Origin of the sequence: Paraburkholderia aromaticivorans, assembly GCF_002278075.1 — a bacterium.
Classification (GTDB): Bacteria; Pseudomonadota; Gammaproteobacteria; order Burkholderiales; family Burkholderiaceae; genus Paraburkholderia; species Paraburkholderia aromaticivorans.
Map to the genome: position 1 here is coordinate 2,148,743 of NZ_CP022989.1, position 21,961 is coordinate 2,170,703.

20 protein-coding genes and 1 other RNA gene are annotated in these 21,961 nt (G+C 62.3%); 16 read left to right on the top strand and 5 right to left on the bottom strand.

Features of this window, described 5'->3' with window-relative positions:
* Positions 1–118: 118 nt before the first annotated feature.
* The 4 genes from ssrA to ompA all read right to left on the bottom strand — a co-directional run bounded on the left by ssrA (position 119) and on the right by ompA (position 2,895).
* Positions 119–488, bottom strand: a transfer-messenger RNA (tmRNA) gene (gene ssrA / locus CJU94_RS09870).
* Positions 489–611: 123 nt separating this feature from the next.
* Entirely contained in the window at positions 612–1,325 is a 714-nt protein-coding gene (gph, locus tag CJU94_RS09875) for a phosphoglycolate phosphatase (protein WP_095418537.1), read from the bottom strand.
* A gap of 31 nt (positions 1,326–1,356) precedes the next feature.
* Positions 1,357–2,055, bottom strand: coding sequence for a bifunctional 2-polyprenyl-6-hydroxyphenol methylase/3-demethylubiquinol 3-O-methyltransferase UbiG (ubiG, locus tag CJU94_RS09880; RefSeq protein WP_095418538.1), 699 nt, complete (start codon positions 2,053–2,055; stop codon positions 1,357–1,359).
* Between the two features lie 192 nt (positions 2,056–2,247).
* Positions 2,248–2,895: an outer membrane protein OmpA gene (gene ompA, locus CJU94_RS09885; protein ID WP_012433983.1), complete on the bottom strand. Its 648-nt coding sequence runs from the start codon at positions 2,893–2,895 to the stop codon at positions 2,248–2,250.
* A gap of 486 nt (positions 2,896–3,381) precedes the next feature.
* Between ompA and gyrA the strand changes: the two genes are divergently transcribed.
* Together gyrA and CJU94_RS09895 are read left to right on the top strand one after the other, a co-directional pair.
* Positions 3,382–6,030 carry a DNA gyrase subunit A gene (gene gyrA / locus CJU94_RS09890; RefSeq protein ID WP_095418539.1) on the top strand — a complete coding sequence of 883 codons (2,649 nt, stop codon included), beginning with the start codon at positions 3,382–3,384 and terminating at the stop codon, positions 6,028–6,030.
* Positions 6,031–6,153: 123 nt separating this feature from the next.
* Positions 6,154–6,756 carry a DUF2059 domain-containing protein gene (locus tag CJU94_RS09895; protein WP_095420280.1) on the top strand — a complete coding sequence of 201 codons (603 nt, stop codon included), beginning with the start codon at positions 6,154–6,156 and terminating at the stop codon, positions 6,754–6,756.
* Here CJU94_RS09895 and CJU94_RS41745 read toward each other — a convergent pair.
* Positions 6,740–7,198 carry a hypothetical protein gene (locus tag CJU94_RS41745; protein WP_244220984.1) on the bottom strand — a complete coding sequence of 153 codons (459 nt, stop codon included), beginning with the start codon at positions 7,196–7,198 and terminating at the stop codon, positions 6,740–6,742. The two genes, CJU94_RS09895 and CJU94_RS41745, sit on opposite strands and share 17 nt — an antisense overlap.
* Here CJU94_RS41745 and serC point away from each other — a divergent pair.
* From serC to CJU94_RS09965, 14 genes are all read left to right on the top strand, one after another.
* Positions 7,088–8,134, top strand: a complete 1,047-nt coding sequence (gene serC, locus CJU94_RS09900; RefSeq protein WP_244220952.1) for a 3-phosphoserine/phosphohydroxythreonine transaminase — start codon at positions 7,088–7,090, stop codon at positions 8,132–8,134. The two genes, CJU94_RS41745 and serC, sit on opposite strands and share 111 nt — an antisense overlap.
* A gap of 70 nt (positions 8,135–8,204) precedes the next feature.
* On the top strand, positions 8,205–9,287 hold the full coding sequence (gene pheA / locus CJU94_RS09905; RefSeq protein WP_095418541.1) for a prephenate dehydratase: 1,083 nt from the start codon (positions 8,205–8,207) through the stop codon (positions 9,285–9,287).
* 78 nt (positions 9,288–9,365) lie between these two features.
* Entirely contained in the window at positions 9,366–10,478 is a 1,113-nt protein-coding gene (gene hisC, locus CJU94_RS09910; RefSeq protein WP_095418542.1) for a histidinol-phosphate transaminase, read from the top strand.
* A 52-nt stretch (positions 10,479–10,530) separates the two neighbouring features.
* Positions 10,531–11,472, top strand: a complete 942-nt coding sequence (locus CJU94_RS09915; protein ID WP_095418543.1) for a prephenate dehydrogenase — start codon at positions 10,531–10,533, stop codon at positions 11,470–11,472.
* A gap of 19 nt (positions 11,473–11,491) precedes the next feature.
* Positions 11,492–12,796, top strand: coding sequence for a 3-phosphoshikimate 1-carboxyvinyltransferase (gene aroA, locus CJU94_RS09920; RefSeq protein WP_095418544.1), 1,305 nt, complete (start codon positions 11,492–11,494; stop codon positions 12,794–12,796).
* Positions 12,797–12,831: 35 nt separating this feature from the next.
* Positions 12,832–13,518, top strand: a complete 687-nt coding sequence (gene cmk, locus CJU94_RS09925; protein WP_095418545.1) for a (d)CMP kinase — start codon at positions 12,832–12,834, stop codon at positions 13,516–13,518.
* Positions 13,519–13,682: 164 nt separating this feature from the next.
* Positions 13,683–15,416, top strand: coding sequence for a 30S ribosomal protein S1 (rpsA, locus tag CJU94_RS09930; protein WP_091800091.1), 1,734 nt, complete (start codon positions 13,683–13,685; stop codon positions 15,414–15,416).
* Between the two features lie 21 nt (positions 15,417–15,437).
* Positions 15,438–15,761 (top strand): integration host factor subunit beta, encoded by a 324-nt coding sequence (locus tag CJU94_RS09935; RefSeq protein WP_007180889.1) that lies wholly within the window; start codon positions 15,438–15,440, stop codon positions 15,759–15,761.
* A 378-nt stretch (positions 15,762–16,139) separates the two neighbouring features.
* A complete protein-coding gene (locus CJU94_RS09940) occupies positions 16,140–16,433 on the top strand; it encodes a LapA family protein (RefSeq protein WP_095418546.1) in 294 nt (97 codons plus the stop codon).
* Between the two features lie 68 nt (positions 16,434–16,501).
* Complete coding sequence (gene lapB / locus CJU94_RS09945) at positions 16,502–17,677, top strand: lipopolysaccharide assembly protein LapB (protein ID WP_091800097.1); 1,176 nt, start codon at positions 16,502–16,504, stop codon at positions 17,675–17,677.
* Positions 17,678–17,824: 147 nt separating this feature from the next.
* On the top strand, positions 17,825–19,228 hold the full coding sequence (locus CJU94_RS09950) for a UDP-glucose dehydrogenase family protein (protein WP_095418547.1): 1,404 nt from the start codon (positions 17,825–17,827) through the stop codon (positions 19,226–19,228).
* On the top strand, positions 19,194–20,201 hold the full coding sequence (gene rfaE1 / locus CJU94_RS09955; RefSeq protein WP_095418548.1) for a D-glycero-beta-D-manno-heptose-7-phosphate kinase: 1,008 nt from the start codon (positions 19,194–19,196) through the stop codon (positions 20,199–20,201). The genes CJU94_RS09950 and rfaE1 overlap by 35 nt, the downstream gene beginning before the upstream one ends.
* A gap of 145 nt (positions 20,202–20,346) precedes the next feature.
* Positions 20,347–21,339, top strand: coding sequence for an ADP-glyceromanno-heptose 6-epimerase (gene rfaD, locus CJU94_RS09960; protein ID WP_095418549.1), 993 nt, complete (start codon positions 20,347–20,349; stop codon positions 21,337–21,339).
* A gap of 77 nt (positions 21,340–21,416) precedes the next feature.
* Positions 21,417–21,782 (top strand): ComEA family DNA-binding protein, encoded by a 366-nt coding sequence (locus CJU94_RS09965; RefSeq protein WP_091800106.1) that lies wholly within the window; start codon positions 21,417–21,419, stop codon positions 21,780–21,782.
* Positions 21,783–21,961: the final 179 nt, after the last annotated feature.

Sequence of the window (21,961 nt, forward strand, 5' to 3'; positions counted from 1 at the left end):
TCAGGAAGCGGCAGCGTACGAGTTGATGAGAGGAAGCGGCGGACAACAAAAAACCCGCAAGCAGCAGGCCACTTACGGGTTCTCGGTGAGACTTGAATGTACTGCCTGAAACGTGTTCTGGTGGAGGCGGCGGGAATCGAACCCGCGTCCAGAAGCACTCTACGACCAGTTCTACATGTTTAGTTCTGTCATTTGATTTAACCGTAGCGACGCGGACGAACACGCTGCACTACGGCGATTCACTAGGTTTTCGACCCGGACGTCGTGACACCGCCAAGGCTTAACTGACGTATATGACCTCTGTCGGTATTGCTACCGGTCTTGCGACTCTAGCCCGTCAGTAAACTAGGCAGAGGACGGCGGCCCTTAGGCTGCCAGTGCGAACGTATCGTCGTTTGCAGTTACGTTTTTCCCATTGATTAACGAGGTGACGGGTCCTCGACATGCCCTAGCCGCTTCGCAACCCCTGTCGAAACCAGGTCGCCCCCGCGGTTCGTTGCTCAATACATATGAGCCAAAGTAGATTTTACAATAGATTGACGGCTACGTCCTGGCTCATTCACGCGGCGAGCGCGATAGTGCGCCGGCTTTGCGTTGCCGGCCGCGGTGCTTCAGCCGAGGTCGCGCAACAGTCTCTGCAATTCAGCCGGCGATTGGACCACGTGCTGCGCGTGCCATTGCGTCGGTGGAATATCGTTGCCGCAGTAGCCGTACGCCGCTGCGATGGTCTTCATGCCCGCGGCGAAGCCCGCCTGCACATCGCGCAGATCGTCGCCGACGTACACAACGCGTTCCGGCACCATGTCCAATTCGCGCGCGGCGTGCAGCAGAGGCGCCGGGTGCGGCTTCGAATGCGGCGTCGTGTCGCCGCTGACGACGCAGCCGGCGCGCTCTTCCAGTCCGAGTTGCGCGATCAACGGTTCGGTAAGCCTCGCAACCTTGTTGGTGACGATGCCCCAGCGCACGCCACGGGCGTCGAGTTCGTCGAGAATCTCGGGAATGCCGGGAAACAGCGTGGTCTCGATGCACAGGTCCGCTTCGTAGTTGGCGAGGAATTCCTCGCGCAGCGACGCGAACTCGTGATGATCGGGGCCAATGCCAAACGCCCCGCCGATCAGCCCGCGCGCGCCCGCGGACGCCAATGGGCGCAGATCTTCGAGCGGCACCATCTCGAGCCCGCGATCGTGGCGCATTTTGTTGACGGCGGCCGCGAGGTCGGGTGCCGTGTCGGCGAGCGTGCCGTCGAGGTCGAACAGCACAGCTAGGCAAAGACCGAGTGCGTCTTCGTTGTCTTCGCGTTGGGGCAGGGGTGTGGGATCGCTCATTGATTCGGTAGGTCCGGCAGGTCGGGGCGGTTCAGATGTCGCGCCGGCAGGCGAGCATGTAGTTCACGCTCGTGTCGGCGGACAGCGTGAAATGCTTGCTGAGCGGGTTATAGACGATGCCCTTGATATCGGCCGTGCGCAGGTTGGCGGCGCGGACGAAGCTCGCCAATTCGGACGGGCGAATGAACCGCGCGTAATCGTGCGTGCCCTTGGGCAGCATTCGCGCGATGTATTCGGCACCGATCACGGCGAACAGGTACGACTTCACGTTTCGGTTCAGGGTAGAAAAGAACACCCAGCCGCCGGGCTTCACCAGCGTCTTGCACGCCTCGACGATGGCGGCGGGTTCAGGCACGTGCTCGAGCATTTCCATGCAGGTCACGACGTCGTACGTACCGGGCTCGCGGGCGGCGAGCGCCTCGGCGGCGATTTCTTCGTAATCTACGGTTACACCGCTTTCAAGGCTGTGAAGATCGGCCACCCCCAACGCTTGAGTTGACAGGTCGATACCTTTGACGTGCGCACCCAGGCCGGCCATTGACTCGGACAAAATGCCGCCCCCGCAGCCGATATCCAGCACGGTCTTGCCCGCGAGGTGCGCATGTGTGTCGATCCAGCTCAGGCGAATCGGATTGAGCTCGTGCAGCGGCTTGAATTCGGCATTCGGGTCCCACCAACGATGTGCGAGGTCGCTAAATTTCTGCAGTTCGTGGGGATCGGCGTTGGTCATGGCGGAAGCTGCCTCGAAGAGAGCGGTGAGCGGGCGCTCGAGGATAAACCCTGAGTATATAGGTCGAGGGACAGGGCGGCAAAATGCCACCCCATCAAGGTTCGGCCGGTTGCGCGAATACGGCGCTCGCAAGGGCCGGACATAAAAAAAGCCCCGCCGGAGCGGGGCTTTGATACTGCGGTAAGGTGAGGCTTACTGCTTCGAAGTACCGACAACTTCGACTTCCACGCGACGATCCGGCGCGAGGCAGGCGATGAGTTGCTTGCGGTTCTTCTGGTTGCAGCCGGTCGTGACCGGGTTGCGCTTGCCCTTGCCTTCCGTGTAGATGCGGTTGGATTCGATGCCCTTGCTGACCAGGTATGCCTTCACAGCTTGAGCGCGGCGCAGCGACAGACGGTCGTTGTACTTGTCCGAACCGATACGGTCCGTGTAACCCGTTGCGACGACGACTTCCAGGTTCAGCGCGCCGATCTTCGATGCCAGATCGTCCAGCTTTTCCTTGCCAGCCGGCTTCAGGATTGCCTTGTCGAAGTCGAACAGAGCGTCCGCTTGATACGTAATCTTTTGGCTCGTGATAGCCGGTGCAGGTGCGACCGGAGCCGGCGGGGTCGGAGCCTGGGCAACCAGGGCGCCATCGCACTTTGCGTTAGCCGTTGCCGGCGTCCAGAATGCATCGCGCCAGCAAAGCTCGTTCGTGCCGTTCATCCACACGTATTCGCCGGTACCATTCACCCAGTTGTCGTTCGTGGCTTGTCGCGACGCCGGCACCGATTGCGCCATGGCGGATGCAGCCATAACTGCGGTAGCTGCAATGAACGCGAGCTTTGAAAGTTTATTCATATTTCTCCTCTCGAAATTGAGATTACCGCAGGTTTACTGCGAGCCTGTTGACGAAGACAAGTCATACATTGCTCGAAGTATAACATCGGTGTAGAACAAAAAACGTGCTGTGTAGACTTCGAGCAGTGTCTAACTCTTTGTGCGTTGGCATTTTGCCATATCGTTCCCTTCCAACGATAAAAAAATCTGCCCCCCATCAAATCACCTTCCAATTGTGGTGCATGCGCAACAGAAGCAATCGCCCGGAGGGGCCGCCAGTCATGGCTCAGCGGCGAATTGCCCCACGCACGAATCGAGCCTGCTCCCACTCGAAATCAGGGCGTCGAGGCGCGTTTCGGATTCGCTGCCTAATAGGTATACGTACCTTCGTCGGGAGCGGATTCGCGGCATGTTAGAATCGCGTGATGCGTTGCGTCTGCAATGCTTACGCGAAGACGCGGCGATATGTAGTTATGCCGCCGTCTTGGCACGTAAAAGATACGGATAATGGATCAATTCGCCAAAGAGACTCTGCCAATCTCCCTAGAGGAGGAAATGCGCCGTTCGTATCTCGATTACGCGATGAGCGTGATCGTAGGGCGTGCGCTTCCCGATGTTCGCGATGGCCTGAAGCCGGTGCACCGGCGCGTGCTGTACGCGATGCACGAACTGAACAACGACTGGAACCGGGCGTACAAGAAGTCCGCGCGTATTGTCGGCGACGTTATCGGTAAATATCACCCGCACGGCGACACGGCTGTTTACGACACCATCGTCCGGATGGCGCAGGACTTTTCGCTGCGCTACATGCTGGTGGACGGTCAGGGCAACTTCGGCTCGGTCGACGGCGACAACGCCGCGGCCATGCGGTACACCGAAATCCGCATGGCGAAGATCGGCCACGAACTGCTGGCCGACATCGACAAGGAAACGGTCGACTTCACGCCGAACTACGACGGCAGTGAAAACGAACCGGCCATCCTGCCGGCGCGTATTCCCAATCTGCTGATCAATGGCTCGTCCGGCATCGCGGTCGGCATGGCGACCAACATCCCGCCGCACAACCTCAATGAGGTTGTCGACGCGTGCCAGCATCTGCTTAAGAATCCGGAATCCACGATCGACGAGCTGATCGAGATCATTCCGGCGCCCGACTTCCCGACCGCCGGCATCATTTACGGCGTGGCCGGCGTGCGCGACGGCTATCGCACGGGCCGCGGCCGCGTGGTGATGCGCGCGCTCACGCACTTCGAGGAAATCGACCGCGGGCAGCGCATGGCGATCATCGTCGACGAGCTGCCTTACCAGGTGAACAAGCGCTCGCTTCTGGAGCGTATCGCCGAGCTGGTCAACGAGAAGAAGCTCGAAGGCATTTCCGACATTCGCGACGAGTCCGACAAGAGCGGCATGCGCGTCGTGATCGAACTCAAGCGCGGCGAAGTGCCGGAAGTCGTCCTGAACAATCTGTACAAGGCGACCCAGCTTCAGGACACCTTCGGCATGAACATGGTCGCGCTGGTCGACGGCCAGCCGAAGCTGCTGAATCTGAAGGAAATGCTGTCGTGCTTCCTGTCGCATCGCCGGGAAGTGCTGACGCGGCGCACGGTATACGAGCTGCGCAAGGCGCGTGAGCGCGGCCACGTGCTCGAAGGTCTGGCGGTCGCGCTCGCTAATATCGACGAGTTCATCGCGATCATCAAAGCGGCGCCGACTCCGCCGATCGCCAAGCAGGAATTGATGGCGCGTCCGTGGGATTCGTCGCTGGTGCGCGAGATGCTGGCGCGCGCCGAGTCGGAAAACGCGTCGGCGGGTGGTCGGGAAGCCTATCGTCCTGACGGTTTGAATCCGTCGTTCGGTATGCAGTCCGACGGCCTGTACCGTTTGTCCGACACCCAGGCTCAGGAAATTCTGCAGATGCGTCTGCAGCGTTTGACCGGCCTGGAGCAGGACAAGATCATCGGCGAATACCGCGAAGTCATGGCGCAGATCGCCGACCTGCTGGACATTCTGGCCCGCCCGGAACGCATTACGGCCATCATCGTCGACGAACTCACGTCGATCAAAGCCGAATTCGGCGACGCGCGCCGCTCGAAGATCGAGCTGAACGCGACCGAGCTGAACACGGAAGATCTGATCACGCCGCAAGAGATGGTCGTGACCATGTCGCACGCGGGCTACGTGAAATCGCAGCCGCTGTCCGAGTACAGCGCGCAGAAGCGGGGTGGTCGCGGCAAGCAGGCCACGGCAATGAAGGAAGACGACTGGATCGACACGCTGTTCATCGCGAACACGCACGATCACATTCTGTGCTTCTCCAATCGCGGCCGTGTATACAGCGTGAAGGTCTATGAAGTGCCGCAAGGTTCGCGGAACTCGCGCGGCCGCCCGATCATCAATATCTTCCCGCTTCAGGAAGGCGAAAAGATCACCGTTGTCTTGCCGGTCAAGGAATTCTCGGCAGACAAATTTGTCTTCATGGGCACCGCGTTAGGAACTGTAAAGAAGACGCCGCTGGAAGCCTTTGGCCGTGTGCTGCGCAAGGGTATTATTGCGGTCGGTCTGGACGACGGCGATTACCTGATCGGCGCTGCCATCACGGACGGTCAGCACGACGTGATGCTGTTCTCGGATTCGGGCAAGGCGGTTCGCTTCGATGAGAACGACGTGCGTCCGATGGGCCGCGAAGCGCGCGGCGTACGCGGCATGCAGCTCGAAGACGGCCAGAACGTGATCGCGTTGCTGGTGGCCGGCGACGAGCAGCAGTCGGTGCTCACCGCGACGGAGAACGGTTTCGGCAAACGTACGCCGATCGTCGAGTACACCCGTCATGGGCGCGGCACGAAGGGCATGATCGCGATCCAGACCTCGGAGCGCAACGGCAGGGTCGTCGCCGCCACGCTGGTGGATCAGGAAGCGCAGATCATGCTGATCACCAATACCGGCGTGCTGATCCGTACGCGGGTGTCGGAAATTCGGGAAATGGGACGCGCAACCCAAGGTGTTACACTCATCAGCCTTGACGAAGGGACCAAGCTTTCAGGTCTGCAACAGGTTGCTGAGGCGGAAGCAGAAGGTGACGCGGAAGGCGACGCCGAGGGTCCCGCCGAAGGTGGCAACGGCGGCGAAAATGGCGGCGAATCGGGCGGTGCTGCCTGATTCGTGTCTGCGTCTTACAGTCTCAGTGATTGGTTGAAAGCTGCGCCGGGAATAATGGCGTGTCGGGCCGATACGCGTCCCGCGCAGCTTGCTGTTCAAGTTCATTTCTATTAGGGAGTAATGATGCAAAAACGATTCAAACAACTGATGTTGCTGGCTGCTCTCGTGCCGACCTTCGCCATGGCTCAAGCGCTTCAGAGCTCGGCTCCGGCGGCTCCGGCTGCTGCCGCGGCACCGGTTGACCCGGCCAAGCAGGCTGCAATCAAGGACCTGTTGGACGCAATCGACGCGCAGAAGCTCGTCGGCGCGATCGGCAACAGCGCCCAGATGCAAGCCAAGCAGCTGGTTCCGGCAATCCTGTCGGACGCCCTGAGCGAAAACAAGACGATGACGGACAAGCAGAAGCAGGCTTCCGTCCCGACGCTGCAAAAGAACGCAGTGCCGAAGCTGGTTGACGGCGCAGGCCAGGTGTTCGCAACGGACAGTTTCCGTCAGGACGCCATGCAAGCTCAGTACGACGCGTACGCGAAGTACTACAGCACGTCGGAAATCAAGGATCTGACGACGTTCTACAAGAGCCCGACCGGCCGCAAGTTCATCCAGGTGCAAGACCAGGTTGGCCGCGACGTCGTGAACGGCTTGATGCAAAAGTACATGCCGCAATCGATTAAGGCAACGCGTGACCAGGCCGACAAGGAAGTCGCTTCGGTCAAGCCGGCCAAGTAAGCTCGAGCCCTAAGGCTGCGTTGATATCGCGCCAGCCGCCAATCGGCAAGGCCGCCTCGTAGGCTGATGGCATGCCGGGTTTGGCGGCTTGGCGGTGACAATGCGATAATGGCCGTTTGCGCACACGCGCAGACGGCCATTTTCTTTTTCGGTGCGAAACCCGGTCCGAAACCCGCGCCAGAAAATCGCGCCTGCAAGATTGCCTTGTCAGCTGCACGGCCATTGCCGGCCGGCTGTTAATTTCGCCGATTTTTGCGCGATCTTCGTTTTTCGCGCCTGCTTTCAGGATCTCACGATGCGTGTCTTCAATTTCTCCGCCGGTCCCGCGGCCATGCCCGAAGAGGTTCTGCGTCAAGCCGCCGACGAAATGCTCGATTGGCGAGGCAGTGGCATGAGCGTGATGGAAATGAGCCATCGCGGCAAAGAGTTCATGTCGATCCACGAGGAAGCGCTCGTCGATCTGCGCGATTTGCTCGAGGTGCCGGCCAGCCATCGCATCCTGTTCCTGCAAGGCGGCGGCCTGGGTGAAAACGCGATCGTGCCGATGAATCTGATGGGCGCAAAGCCGCGCGCGGATTTCGTCGTGACGGGTTCGTGGTCGCAGAAGTCATTCAAGGAAGCGCAGAAGTACGGCACCGTGCATCTGGCGGCGAGCGGCCAGACGGCCGAGGGTTTCACCCGCGCGCCCGCGCGCTCGGAGTGGCAACTGTCGGACGACCCGGCTTATGTGCATCTGTGCACGAACGAGACGATCCACGGCGTCGAGACGTTCGAGATTCCAGATCTCGGCGATATTCCGCTGGTGGCCGACGCGTCGTCGCATATCCTGTCGCGTCCCATGGACATCGCCAAATACGGCGTGCTGTTCGGCGGCGCGCAGAAAAACATCGGCATGGCCGGCGTGACGGTGGTGGTCGTGCGCGAAGACATGCTGGATCGCGCGCAGCCGATCTGCCCGTCGGCGTTCGAATGGAAGATCGTCGCGGAGAACAATTCGATGTACAACACACCGCCCACTTATGCGATCTACATCGCGGGGCTGGTGTTCAAGTGGCTGAAGAAGCAGGGCGGCCTTGCCGCGATGGAAGCGCGTAACTTCGAAAAGTCGAAGCTGTTGTACGACGCGATCGACTCGAGCAGCTTCTATCTGAACAAGGTCGAACACGGCTCGCGCTCGCGGATGAACGTACCGTTCTTCCTCGCCGACGAGTCGCGCAACGAAGATTTCCTGGCCGGCGCGAAAGCGCGGGGAATGGTGCAGCTAAAGGGCCACAAGTCCGTCGGCGGCATGCGGGCGTCGATTTATAACGCCGTCCCGCTCGAGGGCGTCAAAGCGCTTGTCGAATACATGAAGGAATTCGAACAGCGCGGCGCCTGAGTCATCAGGGCGCGCGCATCCTTTCCAGCACGCATTTGTGCAGTAGCTACCGGCAGGGCCGTTTTCACGCATGGACGACGAACTCAATAACCGACTCAAGCCTCTTCGCGAACGTATCGACGCGCTCGATGCGCAGTTGATCGCGCTCCTGAACCAGCGCGCCGCGGTAGCGCTCGAAGTAGGCGAGGTCAAGAAGCATTTCAACGCGCCGGTGTTCAGGCCCGAGCGCGAACAGCAGGTGATCGCGCGTCTGCAGGACATGAGCGAAGGGCCGCTCGCGAGCGAGCATATCAGCGCGATCTGGCGCGAGATCATGGCAGCGAGCCGCGCGCTCGAGAAGACCATCAAGGCCGCTTACCTCGGCCCGGTCGGCACCTACAGCGAACAGGCGATGCACGAGTACTTCGGTCAGTCGATCGAAGGCCTGCCGTGTCCGTCGATCGACGAAGTGTTTCGCTCAGTCGAAGCCGGCGCTGCGGAATTCGGCGTCGTACCGGTCGAGAACTCGACCGAGGGCGCGGTGTCGCGCACGCTCGATCTGCTGCTGCAAACGCAACTCACGATCGGCGGCGAACTGGCTTTGCCGATCCATCACAATCTGTTGACGCTGAACGGCGGCCTCACCGGCGTGACGCGTGTGTGCGCGCATGCGCAGGCGCTCGCCCAATGCCAGCGCTGGCTGTCGACCAACGCGCCGCATCTCGAGCGCCAGGCGGTGTCGAGCAACGCGGAAGCGGCGCGCATGGCAGCGGAGGACCCGACCGTGGCGGCGATCGCCGGCGACCGGGCCGCGACCCATTACGGCCTGCAAGTGGCCTATGCGCTGATCCAGGACGATCCGCACAACCGCACGCGCTTCGTGATGATCGGCAAGCAGCCGGCCGGCCCGAGCGGTTACGACCAGACGTCGCTGATCGTGTCGGTGGTGAACGAACCGGGTGCGATGGTCAAACTGCTGGAGCCACTGGCACGTCACAGCGTGTCCATGACGCGCTTCGAATCGCGGCCGGCGCGTGTCGGCACGTGGGAGTACTACTTCTACATCGACATCGAAGGCCATCGCGACGATCCGGCGGTTGCCGCGGCGCTCGCCGAGCTCGGCAAGAAGGCCGCGTTCCTGAAGATTCTGGGCTCGTATCCGCGCGCCCGCTGATGATATTCAAGCGGCGGCCCGCAGCAACCCGGCGCGCCAGCCGCACATTCCATTACTCATAGTCGTTCGGAGATTCTCATGACAGCGTCTTTCGGTCCTTCCTACGTACGCGCCATTGCGCCTTACATCGCAGGCAAACCGATTTCGGAAGTGGCCCGCGAATTCGATCTGGACGAGAAGACCATCGTGAAGCTCGCGTCGAACGAGAATCCGCTCGGCATGCCGGAATCGGCGCAGCGCGCCATGGCGCAGGCCGCCAGCGAACTCGGCCGCTATCCGGACGCCAATGCGTTCGAGCTGAAGGCCGCGCTGAGCGAGCGCTACGGCGTGCCGGCCGACTGGATCACGCTCGGCAACGGCAGCAACGACATCCTCGAAATCGCCGCGCACGCGTTTGTGGAAAAAGGCCAGTCGATCGTCTATGCGCAGTACTCGTTCGCGGTGTACGCGTTGGCAACGCAGGGCCTCGGCGCTCGCGCGATCGTCGTGCCGGCCGTCGAGTACGGGCACGACCTCGACGCAATGCTCGCGGCGATTACCGACGACACCCGCCTGATTTTCGTCGCCAATCCGAACAACCCGACCGGCACGTTCATCGAAGGGCCTAAACTCGAGGCGTTTCTCGACAAGGTGCCGCGCAACGTGGTCGTCGTGCTCGACGAGGCGTACACGGAATATCTGCCGCAGGAGAAGCGCTACGACTCGATCGCGTGGGTGCGCCGCTATCCGAATCTGCTGGTGTCGCGTACCTTCTCGAAGGCCTTTGGCCTCGCCGGTTTGCGGGTGGGTTTCGCGATTGCGCAGCCTGAATTGACCGATCTGCTGAATCGCCTGCGTCAGCCGTTCAATGTGAACACGCTGGCGCAAGCCGCGGCGATCGCCGCGCTAAACGACAAGGCGTTCCTGGAAAAGAGCGCGGCGTTGAATGCGCAGGGCTATCGCCGGCTGACCGAAGCGTTCGACAAGCTCGGTCTGGAGTATGTGCCGTCGGACGGCAACTTCGTGCTGGTGCGTGTCGGCAACGACGACGCGGCCGGCAACCGCGTCAACCTCGAGTTGCTCAAGCAGGGCGTGATCGTGCGACCGGTTGGCAACTACGGCTTGCCGCAGTGGCTGCGCATCACGATCGGCCTGCCGGAAGAAAACGAAGCGTTCATCGCCGCGCTCGAAAAGACGCTGGCCGCTGCGTAAGCAGTAACCCTTGACCCGCGCGCCTCGTCGGCATGAAGGGCGCGCTCAATCTGTGACCGATGTGGCCGAGTTTTCATTTAACAAGCTGGTAATTTTCGGTGTCGGCCTGATCGGCGGATCGCTCGCGCGCGCGTTGCGCGAGCGGGGCGAGACCGAGGGCGCGCGCACGGTGATCGGCGTCGGACGTTCGTCCGCGTCCACCGGGCGCGCTCTGGAGCTGGGCGTGATCGACGGGTCGGCGGCGCTGGACGACGACGCCTCGCTGCGTGACGCGCTGTCAGGCGCCGACCTCGTCCTGCTGGCCGCGCCTGTCGCGCAGACGCAGCCGCTGCTCGAGCGCATCGCGCCGTTTCTCGAGGCGGCGACGATCGTCACCGACGCCGGCAGCACCAAGTCGGACGTGGTCGCCGCGGCCCGTGCGGCGCTCGGCGCGCGCATCGGCCAGTTCGTACCCGGGCATCCGATTGCCGGCCGCGAAGCAAGCGGCGTGGAGGCGGCGCTGCCTGACCTGTATGTGGGCCGCAATGTCGTGTTGTGTCCGCTGCCGGAGAATGCCCCGGCCGCCGTGGAGTGCGTCGCGGCCATGTGGCGCGCCACCGGTGCGCTGGTGCGGAACATGGCGCCCGAGCAGCACGACCGCGTGTTCGCGTCGGTCAGCCATTTGCCGCACGTGCTTTCGTTCGCGCTGGTCGAGCAGATCCTCAATTCGCCTGATGCCGCGCTGAAATTTTCGTTCGCCGCGGGCGGCTTTCGCGACTTCACGCGCATTGCCGCGTCGAGTCCGGAAATGTGGCGCGACGTGTGCGTGGCCAATCGCGTCGCTCTGCTCGACGAACTCGACGCCTACACGGCGGTGCTCGCGCGCTTGCGCGCGGCGATCGAAGCCGCCGACGGCGCCGCTCTCGAAGCCGTGTTCGCGCGCTCGCGCGTGGCGCGCACCGAATGGCAGGAACAGCGCGCTGCCGGCGTCGCCAATAGCGACGCGTCGAAATAACCGGAAACTGGACTCAATCATGGAATTCCTCGATCTCGGACCGTTCTCTCGCGCGTCCGGCACGATTCGTCTGCCTGGCTCGAAGAGCATCTCGAATCGGGTGCTGCTGCTGGCGGCGCTCGCCGAGGGCGAAACGACGATCACGAATCTGCTCGACTCCGACGACACCCGCGTGATGCTCGACGCGCTCGAAAAACTCGGCGTGCGGGTAAAGCGCGAAGGCGACACGTGCGTCGTGAGCGGCACGCGTGGCGCATTCACGGCGCGCACGGCGGACCTGTTTCTCGGCAACGCCGGCACGGCGGTGCGTCCATTGACGGCGGCGCTCGCCGTCAATGGCGGCGACTATCGGATTCACGGTGTGCCGCGTATGCACGAGCGGCCGATCGGCGATCTGGTCGACGGTCTGCGCCAGCTCGGCGCGAAGATCGACTACGAAGAGAACGAAGGCTATCCGCCGCTGCGGATCCGCCCGGGGCAAATCAACGCCGACGCGCCGATCACCGTGCGCGGCGACGTATCGAGCCAGTTCCTGACCTCGCTTCTCATTACGCTGCCGCTGGTGCGCACCGAAAGCGGCGTGAGCACCGTACAGGTGGATGGCGAACTGATCTCGAAGCCGTACATCGAGATCACCCTCAAGCTGATGGAGCGCTTCGGCATCAAGGTCGAACGCCATGGCTGGCATCGCTTCGTGGTGCCGGCGGGGCAGCGTTATCAGTCGCCGGGCACGATCATGGTGGAGGGCGACGCGTCGTCCGCTTCGTATTTCCTCGCGGCCGGCGCGCTCGGCGGCGGGCCGCTGAGAGTGGAGGGCGTCGGCCGGGCCAGCATCCAGGGCGACGTCGGCTTTGCCGATGCGCTCATCAAGATGGGCGCGAATCTGCAAATGGGCGACGACTGGATCGAAGTGCGCGGTGTCGGCCATGACAGCGGCAAGCTCGAGCCGATCGACATGGACTGCAATCTGATTCCCGACGCCGCGATGACGATCGCCGTCGCGGCGCTGTTTGCGGACGGCGCGACCACGCTGCGCAATATCGCCAGCTGGCGCGTGAAGGAGACCGACCGGCTCGCCGCGATGGCGACCGAACTGCGCAAGGTCGGCGCCAAGGTGCAGGAAGGCGAGGACTTCATCGTCATCGAACCGCCTGAACAGCTGATTCCGAACGCCGCCATCGACACCTACGACGATCACCGTATGGCCATGTGCTTTTCGCTGGTGAGTCTCGGCGGCGTGCCGGTACGGATCAACGATCCGAAGTGCGTCGGCAAGACTTTTCCCGATTATTTCGAGCGCTTCATTGCGCTTGCTCAACCCTGATTCGACCCCGAATCGACTGACGTGCGACTTTTTCGATGAAACCGACCCGTCCCTTTCACCAGACGCCCGTCATTACGATCGACGGCCCGAGTGCCTCCGGCAAAGGCACCGTGGCCGCGCTGGTTGCCGCGAGCCTCGGCTTCCACTTGCTGGATAGCGGCGCGCTGTACCGTCTCGCCGCGCTTGCCAGCCTGCGCTACAACATCGAGGCGGCAGACGCCGCCGCGCTTGTGAAGCTGATCGACGATCTGCATATCACTTTTCGCGAAGGGCTCGCGCAGCTCGACGGCGCCGACGTGTCGGCCGAGATTCGCGCCGAGGAAGTCGGCAGTCGCGCCTCGGCAATCGCCGTGCACGCGCCGGTGCGTGCCGCGCTGGTGGCGCGCCAGCGGGCTTTTCGCAAGGAACCGGGACTGGTCGCAGACGGCCGCGATATGGGCACCGTGATCTTCCAGGACGCCGTGCTGAAGGTGTTCATGACAGCCAGCGTGGAGGCCCGCGCAGCGCGCCGGCATAAGCAATTGATCCAAAAAGGATTTTCTGCTAATATAGATGACTTGCTCCGGGATTTGCGTGAGCGCGACGAGCGTGACAGTCAGCGCGTAGCCGCGCCACTCAAGCCCGCAGCGGATGCAAAGCTGCTTGATACCTCTGCATTATCGGTCGACCAGGCGGTCGAGCAGGTGGTGCAATGGTATGAAGCTTTAGTCCCGCATGCCTGATGAAAGTACCGGTTGTGCATCAGCGCCGGGCGCAGTAGAAGTTCGTTGTCAGTAGGTGCTTCGCGATCGTCGCGCAGCGTTGTATTAACCCTTTAACCCCGCGTGGCATTCGCATTCTTGGCCGTTGTTGCTGACCGTCCGGCCAGCCGGGCACCGCGAGAACCATGCAAATTTTGATTTTTATGTCCGACCTGCAAACCTCTACCCCGAATACCGAATCTTTTGCGGCTCTGTTCGAAGAGTCGCTGACCAAGCAAGACATGCGCGCCGGCGAAGTGATTTCCGCCGAAGTCGTGCGCGTTGACCACAACTTCGTGGTCGTCAACGCTGGTCTCAAGTCCGAAGCCTACATCCCGCTCGAAGAGTTCCTGAACGACGCGGGCGAGGTAGAAGTGCAGGCGGGCGACTTCGTTTCCGTCGCGATCGACGCGCTGGAAAATGGCTATGGCGACACGATCCTGTCGCGCGACAAGGCGAAGCGTCTGGCTTCGTGGCTGTCGCTGGAAAAGGCCCTCGACAACAACGAACTCGTGACCGGCACGATCACGGGCAAGGTCAAGGGCGGCATGACCGTCATGGTCAACGGCATCCGCGCGTTCCTGCCGGGTTCGCTGGTCGACACGCGTCCGGTCAAGGACACGACCCCGTACGAAGGCAAGACGCTGGAATTCCGCGTCATCAAGCTCGATCGCAAGCGTAACAACGTGGTGCTGTCGCGCCGTGCCGTGATCGAAGCGACCCAAGGCGAAGAGCGCGCAAAGCTGCTCGAAACGCTGAAGGAAGGCGCGATCGTGGAAGGCGTGGTGAAGAACATCACGGATTACGGCGCGTTCGTGGACCTCGGCGGTATCGACGGCCTGCTGCACATCACCGACATCGCATGGCGTCGTGTGCGTCACCCGAGCGAAGTGCTGTCGGTTGGCCAGGAAGTCACCGCAAAGATCCTCAAGTTCGACCAAGAGAAGAACCGCGTTTCGCTGGGTATCAAGCAACTGGGCGACGATCCGTGGGAAGGCATCTCGCGCCGTTACCCGTCGGGCACGCGCCTGTTCGGTAAGGTCACCAACATCACCGACTACGGCGCATTCGTCGAAGTCGAATCGGGCATCGAAGGCCTGGTTCACGTGTCGGAAATGGACTGGACGAACAAGAACGTTGCACCGTCGAAGGTTGTGCAACTGGGCGACGAAGTCGAAGTCATGGTTCTCGAAATCGACGAAGACCGCCGCCGTATCAGCCTCGGCATGAAGCAATGCAAGCCGAACCCGTGGGACGACTTCAGCCGCAACTTCAAGAAGGGCGACAAGCTGCAAGGCGCAATCAAGTCGATCACCGACTTCGGCGTCTTCATCGGTCTGCCGGGCGGCATCGACGGTCTGGTTCACCTGTCGGACCTGTCGTGGTCGGAAACGGGCGAAGAAGCAGTTCGCAAGTACAAGAAGGGCGACGAAGTGGAAGCGATCGTTCTCGGCATCGACGTCGAGAAGGAACGTATCTCGCTGGGCATCAAGCAGCTCGAAGGCGACCCGTTCAGCAACTTCGTTGCAATGAACGACAAGGGTTCGATCGTCGACGGCGTGGTCAAGTCGGTGGACGCGAAGGGTGCCGTGGTTCAGCTGTCGGCGGAAGTCGAAGGCTACCTGCGTGCTTCGGAAATCGCACAAGACCGCGTGGAAGATGCTCGCAACGTGCTGAAGGACGGCGACAAGGTCAACGCGATGATCATCAACATCGATCGCAAGTCGCGTGGCATCAACCTGTCGATCAAGGCCAAGGATTCGGCTGAGCAACAGGAAGCGATCCGCGGCCTGGCTTCGTCGGACTCGAGCTCGGCTGCCACCGGCACGACGAACCTCGGCGCGTTGTTGAAGGCCAAGCTCGACGGCCAGAACCAGTAAGTCTGAGAGGTCTGCTGCAGTATGACCAAATCGGAATTGGTCGCCCAGCTGGCTACGCGATTTCCGCAACTTGTTCTTAAAGATGCGGATTTCGCCGTGAAGACGATGCTTGATGCGATGTCGGAGGCGCTTGCCAACGGTCATCGCATCGAAATTCGCGGCTTCGGCAGCTTCGGCCTTAACCGCCGTCCCTCCCGCGTCGGGCGTAATCCCAAGTCGGGCGAGAAGGTGTTGGTACCTGAGAAGTACGTACCGCACTTCAAGCCGGGCAAGGAGTTGCGCGAACGGGTTGATCGTCGCGCGGGTGAGCCGCTGAAGGCCGAAGAGCCGGATGACGACCTGTAAATGCCTCGCTGTGTTATTTGCAGCGTGGCATGGGTAGCGTCAGCGGCCAAAGCCAGTCGGCAAAAGACCAGAAAAAGCGCCTTCGGGCGCTTTTTTTTCGCCTGTACGTTTTGCTCGGTTTCGCCCGGACTGACGGGCGACCGACCCACTTAGCCCGCCTGCGTGGACCGTAAACCGTGGAAAACTCACCCGCCCGCCGATGCATTGACGTGCGGCGAGATGCAGCACGATCAAGCCGTGTAAGCCTGCAATCCGCCCATTCCTGCCCAGCCGCGAGGGCTTCAATTACAATACGGGTCACTTCGGCGCGGGCAACACCGTGGCGCGACGCGTCATCAAGCCGGCGTCCCCCCGCAACTGCCGTCAAGAGACCTATACATGAAATTTATCGTCTGGCTGATCCGTGTGCTGGTGTTCGTGCTGCTGCTGGTGCTGGCGCTCTCCAATACACAACCTGCTACGCTGAATTTCCTCGCCGGCTACGCATGGTCGGCGCCGTTGATCCTGATCGGCCTCGCGTTCTTCGTGGTGGGGTTGCTGGCCGGGCTGGTGTCGTCGATGCCGGCTATGCTGCGCTTGCGTATGGAAAATGGCCGACTCAAGCGCGAGTTGCGCGTGGCGCGCGAAACCCCGGTCGTGGTCGAACAACCGCCCATGCCGCCGCTGATCTGAATTTCTCCTGCCGCGCATCTTGAGCGCGGCTTTCCGTTTTCGCTTTCCCGCACATTTGCATTAATCGCATGGATCTAGACTTCTGGTGGCTGCTCGTCATACCCGTCGCTTTCGCGTTCGGCTGGATGGCTGCGCGCTACGACCTCAAGACGCTGCTGTCCGAAAGCGCCAACCTGCCACGCTCGTATTTTCGCGGCCTGAACTTCCTGCTCAACGAGCAGCCGGACCAGGCGATCGACGCCTTCATCGAGGTGGTCAAGCTCGATCCGGAAACCGTCGAGTTGCACTTCGCGCTGGGCAATCTGTTCCGTCGCCGCGGTGAAACGGACCGCGCGATTCGCGTGCATCAGAATCTGTTGAGCCGCGCCGACCTGCCGGTCAGCGAGCGCGATCACGCGCTCTACGAGTTGGGGCAGGACTTCCTGAAAGCGGGGCTGCTCGATCGCGCCGAGGAAACTTTCCGCTCGCTCGAAACCGGCGACTACGCGCTGGGCGCGCAGCGCGCGCTCCTCACCATCTACGAAATCGAGAAGGACTGGGTCAAGTCGATCGACACGGCCCGCCATCTGGAAACCATGGGCGCGGAGTCGCTCGACAAGGAAATCGCGCAGTTCCACTGCGAGCTCGCGCAGGAAGCGCTGCAACAGAAGAAGCCCGACGAGGCTCGCCGTCAGCTCGGTTTCGCGTTGAAGGCGAACCCGACCAACGTGCGCGCCACGATCCTGTTCGGCGACGTCGACGCGGCCGGCGGCGCGCCGGAAGCGGCGATTGCCCAATGGCGGCGTGTGGAGGAGCAGAATCCAGCCTATCTTCCGCTGGTCGCGGAAAAGTTGATGAAGGCCTACGAGGCGCTCGGCCGTCCGCAAGACGGCGCCGATCTGCTCACCACGTGGGTGGACCGCTATCCGACCAACGATCTGCTGGACGTGGCCTATCAGCACGTCGCATCGTTGCGCGGACCCGAGGCCGCGCATGCGCTCGCGCGCTCGCAAATGCAGAAGTCGCCGAATCTGGCGGGCATGACGCGGCTGCTCGAGGCGCAGGAAGCCGTCGCGGAAGAACCGCGCCGCAGCGAACTCGAATTGATGCGCACGCTGATTCGCCAGCGCACCAAAAATCTGCCACGGTATACGTGCCAGAATTGCGGTTTCAGGGCGCGGCTCTTCTACTGGCAGTGCCCGGGTTGCAGCGGTTGGGAAACCTATGCGCCGCGCCGGGTCGAGCCGATCACCGCATCGAACTGACGCTCAGGCGGCCGCGCCGGCTTCGGTCGCGCGGTCGCGCCGTCGCGGGACGCATGGCAAGTGCCCCTGCGCGGGCGAAATTCGCAACCTGTTCATGACCGGCCTTATCGCCGGGAATCATCACCGGAACCTTCTACCGGAAAGCGTATGAAAATCACCATTATCGGCACGGGCTATGTGGGTCTCGTCACCGGCGCGTGTCTCGCCGAGATCGGTCACGACGTTTTCTGTCTCGACGTCGATCCGCGCAAGATCGAAATCCTCAACAACGGCGGTGTGCCGATTCACGAGCCCGGCTTGCAGGAGATGATCGCCCGCACGCGCGCGGCGCGCCGCATCACGTTTTCCACGGATGTCGAAGCCAGCGTCGCGCACGGCGACGTGCAGTTCATCGCCGTCGGCACGCCCCCGGATGAAGACGGTTCGGCCGATCTGCAATACGTGCTCGAAGCGGCCCGCAACATCGGCCGCACGATGAACGGCTTCAAGGTGATCGTCGACAAATCGACGGTACCGGTCGGCACCGCGCAGCGTGTGCGCGCGGTGGTCGAGGAAGAACTGGCCAAACGCGGACTCGCGGGCAGCGCGCAACATCGCTTCTCGGTGGTGTCCAACCCCGAGTTTCTGAAGGAAGGCGCGGCGGTCGACGACTTCATGCGCCCCGACCGTATCGTGATCGGCCTCGACGAAGACGAAGCCGGCTCGCGCGCACGCGAACTGATGAAGCGCCTGTATGCGCCGTTTAACCGCAATCACGAACGCACGCTCTACATGGACGTGCGCTCGGCCGAATTCACGAAATACGCCGCCAATGCGATGCTCGCCACGCGTATTTCGTTCATGAACGAAATGTCGAATCTGGCGGACCGCGTCGGCGCGGATATCGAAGCGGTGCGCCGCGGCATCGGCTCCGATCCGCGGATCGGTTATCACTTCCTGTATGCCGGCTGCGGCTACGGCGGCTCGTGTTTCCCGAAGGACGTCCAGGCGCTGATCCGCACGGCTAGCGAAAGCGGCCACAATCTGCGCATCCTCGAAGCGGTCGAGGAAGTGAACGACAAGCAGAAGGACGTGCTGGTGCACAAGATCACGGGCAAGCTCGGCGACGATCTGAGCGGCCGCACGTTCGCCGTGTGGGGCCTCGCGTTCAAGCCGAATACCGATGACATGCGCGAGGCGCCGAGCCGTCGCCTGATCGCGGAACTGCTCGCGCGCGGCGCCCATGTGCGCGCCTACGACCCGGTCGCGGTGACCGAAGCGCGCCGCGTGTTCGCCATGGATCTGCATGACGCACCGGATCAGTTCGCGCGTCTGACCTTCGCGAGCACGCAGGACGAAACGCTCACGGGTGCCGATGCCCTCGTGATCGTGACCGAATGGAAAGAATTCAAGAGTCCGGATTTCGTCCATCTGAAGTCGGTGCTGAAGTCGCCGCTGATTTTCGACGGACGCAACCTGTATGAACCGGACGCGATGACCGAACTCGGCATCGACTATCACTCGATTGGACGCCCTTATGCCCAACCCTCTGAACTTCCGGCCGATGCCTGAGACCGTGCCCGGCGCCACGCCGTCCTCGCCCGCGCCGCAGCTCACCGTCGTGCCGCGCGAACGGCTTGCCGCAGCGCGCGTGCTGGTGGTGGGCGACGTCATGCTCGATCGCTACTGGTTCGGCGACGTGAACCGCATTTCGCCGGAAGCGCCGGTGCCGGTCGTGCACGTGCAGCGTCAGGAAGACCGCCTGGGCGGCGCGGCGAACGTCGCGCGCAACGTGGCCGCGCTCGGGGCGCAAGCCGGCTTGCTGTGCGTGGTCGGCCACGACGAACCCGGCGAGCGCATCGTGCAACTGCTGGGCGAAAGCGGAGTGAAGCCGCATCTCGAACGCGATCCGGCGCTCCTCACCACGATCAAGCTGCGCGTGCTATCGCGCCAGCAACAGCTATTGCGCGTCGACTTCGAAAACTCGCCGGCGCACGAAGTGCTGCTCGCGGGTCTTGCCCGCTTCGACGAACTGCTGCCGTCGCACGACGTGATCCTGATGTCCGACTACGCGAAGGGCGGCCTGACCCACGTCACGCAGATGATCGCGAAGGCGCATGCCGCGGGCAAGCCGGTGCTGGTCGATCCGAAGGGCGACGACTGGGAACGCTATCGCGGCGCGACGCTGATCACGCCGAACCGCGCCGAGTTGCGCGAGGTGGTCGGCCAGTGGAAATCGGAAGACGATCTGCTCGCGCGCGTGACGAAATTGCGCACCGAGTTGCAGTTCAAGGCGCTGCTGCTGACGCGCTCGGAAGAGGGCATGACGCTCTTCTCGGACGACGGCGTGCTGCACGCATCGGCTGTCGCACGCGAAGTGTATGATGTCTCGGGCGCGGGCGACACCGTGATCGCCACGCTGGCCGCCATGCTCGGCGCGGGCCTCACGCTGGTCGAGGCGGTCGGGCTCGCGAATCGCGCGGCCGGCATCGTGGTCGGCAAACTGGGCACCGCCACTGTCGACTACGACGAACTTTTTCATTGATGTGACCCGCCGGATCCCTCGCTGTGCTTTGATGGACAGCGTGTCGAAGGGATCCGCGCGGCGTCGACTGAACCTGTCGATCGGAGCGAGTGCCAGGCGCTGACTCCGATCCAATGCCAAGCTCACTACCGCAGGATCATCAATCATGACCCTCATCGTCACCGGCGCGGCCGGTTTCATCGGCAGCAATCTCGTGAAGGCGCTCAACGAGCGCGGTGAACAACGCATCATCGCGGTCGACAATCTGACGCGCGCGGACAAATTCAAGAACCTCGTCGACTGCGAGATCGACGACTACCTCGACAAGACCGAGTTCGTCGAACGCTTCAAGCGCGGCGACTTCGGCAAGGTGCGTGCGATTTTCCACGAAGGCGCCTGTTCGGACACGATGGAAACCGACGGCCGCTACATGATGGACAACAACTTCCGCTATAGCCGCGAGGTGCTCGACGTCTGCCTCGCGCAGGACGTTCAGTTCCTGTACGCGTCGTCGGCGGCAACGTATGGCGGGTCGAGCCGTTTCGTCGAAGAACGCGAAGTCGAGCAGCCGCTGAACGTCTATGGCTACTCGAAGTTCCTGTTCGATCAGGTGATCCGGCGCGTGCTGCCCACCGCGAAGAGCCAGATTGCCGGCTTCCGCTATTTCAACGTGTACGGGCCGCGCGAAACGCACAAGGCGCGCATGGCGTCGGTGGCATTCCACAACTTCAACCAGTTCCGCGCCGAGGGCAAGGTCAAGCTGTTCGGCGAATACAACGGTTATGCCGCGGGCGAACAGACGCGCGACTTCGTTTCGGTTGAAGACGTGGTGAAGGTCAACCTGTTCTTCTTCGACAATCCGGACAAGTCGGGCATCTTCAATCTCGGCAGCGGCCGCGCGCAACCGTTCAACGACATCGCCAGCACGGTGGTCAATACGCTGCGAACGCTGAACAACGAGCCGGCGCTGTCGCTCGCGGATCAGGTGCAGCGCGGGCTGATCGAATACATTCCGTTCCCCGACGCGTTGCGCGGCAAGTACCAGTGCTTCACGCAGGCGGACCAATCGAAGCTGCGCGCGGCCGGCTACGACGCGCCGTTTCTGAGCGTGCAGGAAGGGGTCGATCGCTACGTACGTTGGCTATTCGGCCAGGTGTAAATAATTCGGATCCCTCTTTAAACTGGAATCTCCCGGTTGGTGATGGTCGCCAACCGGTTGTACGAGGGAGATTCCATATGTTTCGAAAAATTCTGGTTACCGCGGCCATGCTCGCCGCTTTCGGCCACGCTTATGCGGCGGTCGACGTCAACACGGCGAATGAGGATGCGCTGCGCGGCATCAAGGGCATCGGTCCCGCCAAAGCGAAAGCCATTCTCGACGAGCGTGCAGCGCATGGTCCGTTCAAGGACCCGGCCGACCTCGGCAAGCGCGTCAAGGGCATGGGCGGGCATACCGTCGAGCGCCTGCAGGCGGAGGGTCTCGCTATCGGTCCGGCTGGCGCGGCTGCTAACCCGCAGGCTGCGGCGTCTGCACAGACCAAAGGCGCGGCCGCTGCGGCCAACACGCCAAAGAACAACGCCACGGTGGCCGTGAAGAAATAGCCTGACACGGATCCGGCGCACGGCCCGGTGGGTCGCGCACCGGGTCCGTCCCGTCGTTTCCCGTCATGGTCGGAGTCGTCACGAACACTCCTTCAGCTGTCATGCAGATGACTGGCTCCCGCGGTTCTCAGCCGCGGGCTTTTTGCGTTGCGGGCGCTCGCTGGCAGGCGCCTGCATCC

Bases quoted from the DNA above. Each gene is read 5' to 3' on its own strand.
- ubiG (WP_095418538.1), bottom strand. From the start codon at position 2,055: ATGACCAACGCCGATCCCCACGAACTGCAGAAATTTAGCGACCTCGCA.
- gph (WP_095418537.1), bottom strand. From the start codon at position 1,325: ATGAGCGATCCCACACCCCTGCCCCAACGCGAAGACAACGAAGACGCA.
- CJU94_RS09950 (WP_095418547.1), top strand. From the start codon at position 17,825: ATGAAAATCACCATTATCGGCACGGGCTATGTGGGTCTCGTCACCGGC.
- serC (WP_244220952.1), top strand. From the start codon at position 7,088: ATGCCCGAAGAGGTTCTGCGTCAAGCCGCCGACGAAATGCTCGATTGG.
- CJU94_RS09935 (WP_007180889.1), top strand. From the start codon at position 15,438: ATGACCAAATCGGAATTGGTCGCCCAGCTGGCTACGCGATTTCCGCAA.
- lapB (WP_091800097.1), top strand. From the start codon at position 16,502: ATGGATCTAGACTTCTGGTGGCTGCTCGTCATACCCGTCGCTTTCGCG.
- cmk (WP_095418545.1), top strand. From the start codon at position 12,832: ATGAAACCGACCCGTCCCTTTCACCAGACGCCCGTCATTACGATCGAC.
- rfaD (WP_095418549.1), top strand. From the start codon at position 20,347: ATGACCCTCATCGTCACCGGCGCGGCCGGTTTCATCGGCAGCAATCTC.
- ompA (WP_012433983.1), bottom strand. From the start codon at position 2,895: ATGAATAAACTTTCAAAGCTCGCGTTCATTGCAGCTACCGCAGTTATG.
- pheA (WP_095418541.1), top strand. From the start codon at position 8,205: ATGGACGACGAACTCAATAACCGACTCAAGCCTCTTCGCGAACGTATC.
- rfaE1 (WP_095418548.1), top strand. From the start codon at position 19,194: ATGCCCAACCCTCTGAACTTCCGGCCGATGCCTGAGACCGTGCCCGGC.
- hisC (WP_095418542.1), top strand. From the start codon at position 9,366: ATGACAGCGTCTTTCGGTCCTTCCTACGTACGCGCCATTGCGCCTTAC.
- CJU94_RS09965 (WP_091800106.1), top strand. From the start codon at position 21,417: ATGTTTCGAAAAATTCTGGTTACCGCGGCCATGCTCGCCGCTTTCGGC.
- CJU94_RS09940 (WP_095418546.1), top strand. From the start codon at position 16,140: ATGAAATTTATCGTCTGGCTGATCCGTGTGCTGGTGTTCGTGCTGCTG.
- gyrA (WP_095418539.1), top strand. From the start codon at position 3,382: ATGGATCAATTCGCCAAAGAGACTCTGCCAATCTCCCTAGAGGAGGAA.
- rpsA (WP_091800091.1), top strand. From the start codon at position 13,683: ATGCAAATTTTGATTTTTATGTCCGACCTGCAAACCTCTACCCCGAAT.
- CJU94_RS09895 (WP_095420280.1), top strand. From the start codon at position 6,154: ATGCAAAAACGATTCAAACAACTGATGTTGCTGGCTGCTCTCGTGCCG.
- aroA (WP_095418544.1), top strand. From the start codon at position 11,492: ATGGAATTCCTCGATCTCGGACCGTTCTCTCGCGCGTCCGGCACGATT.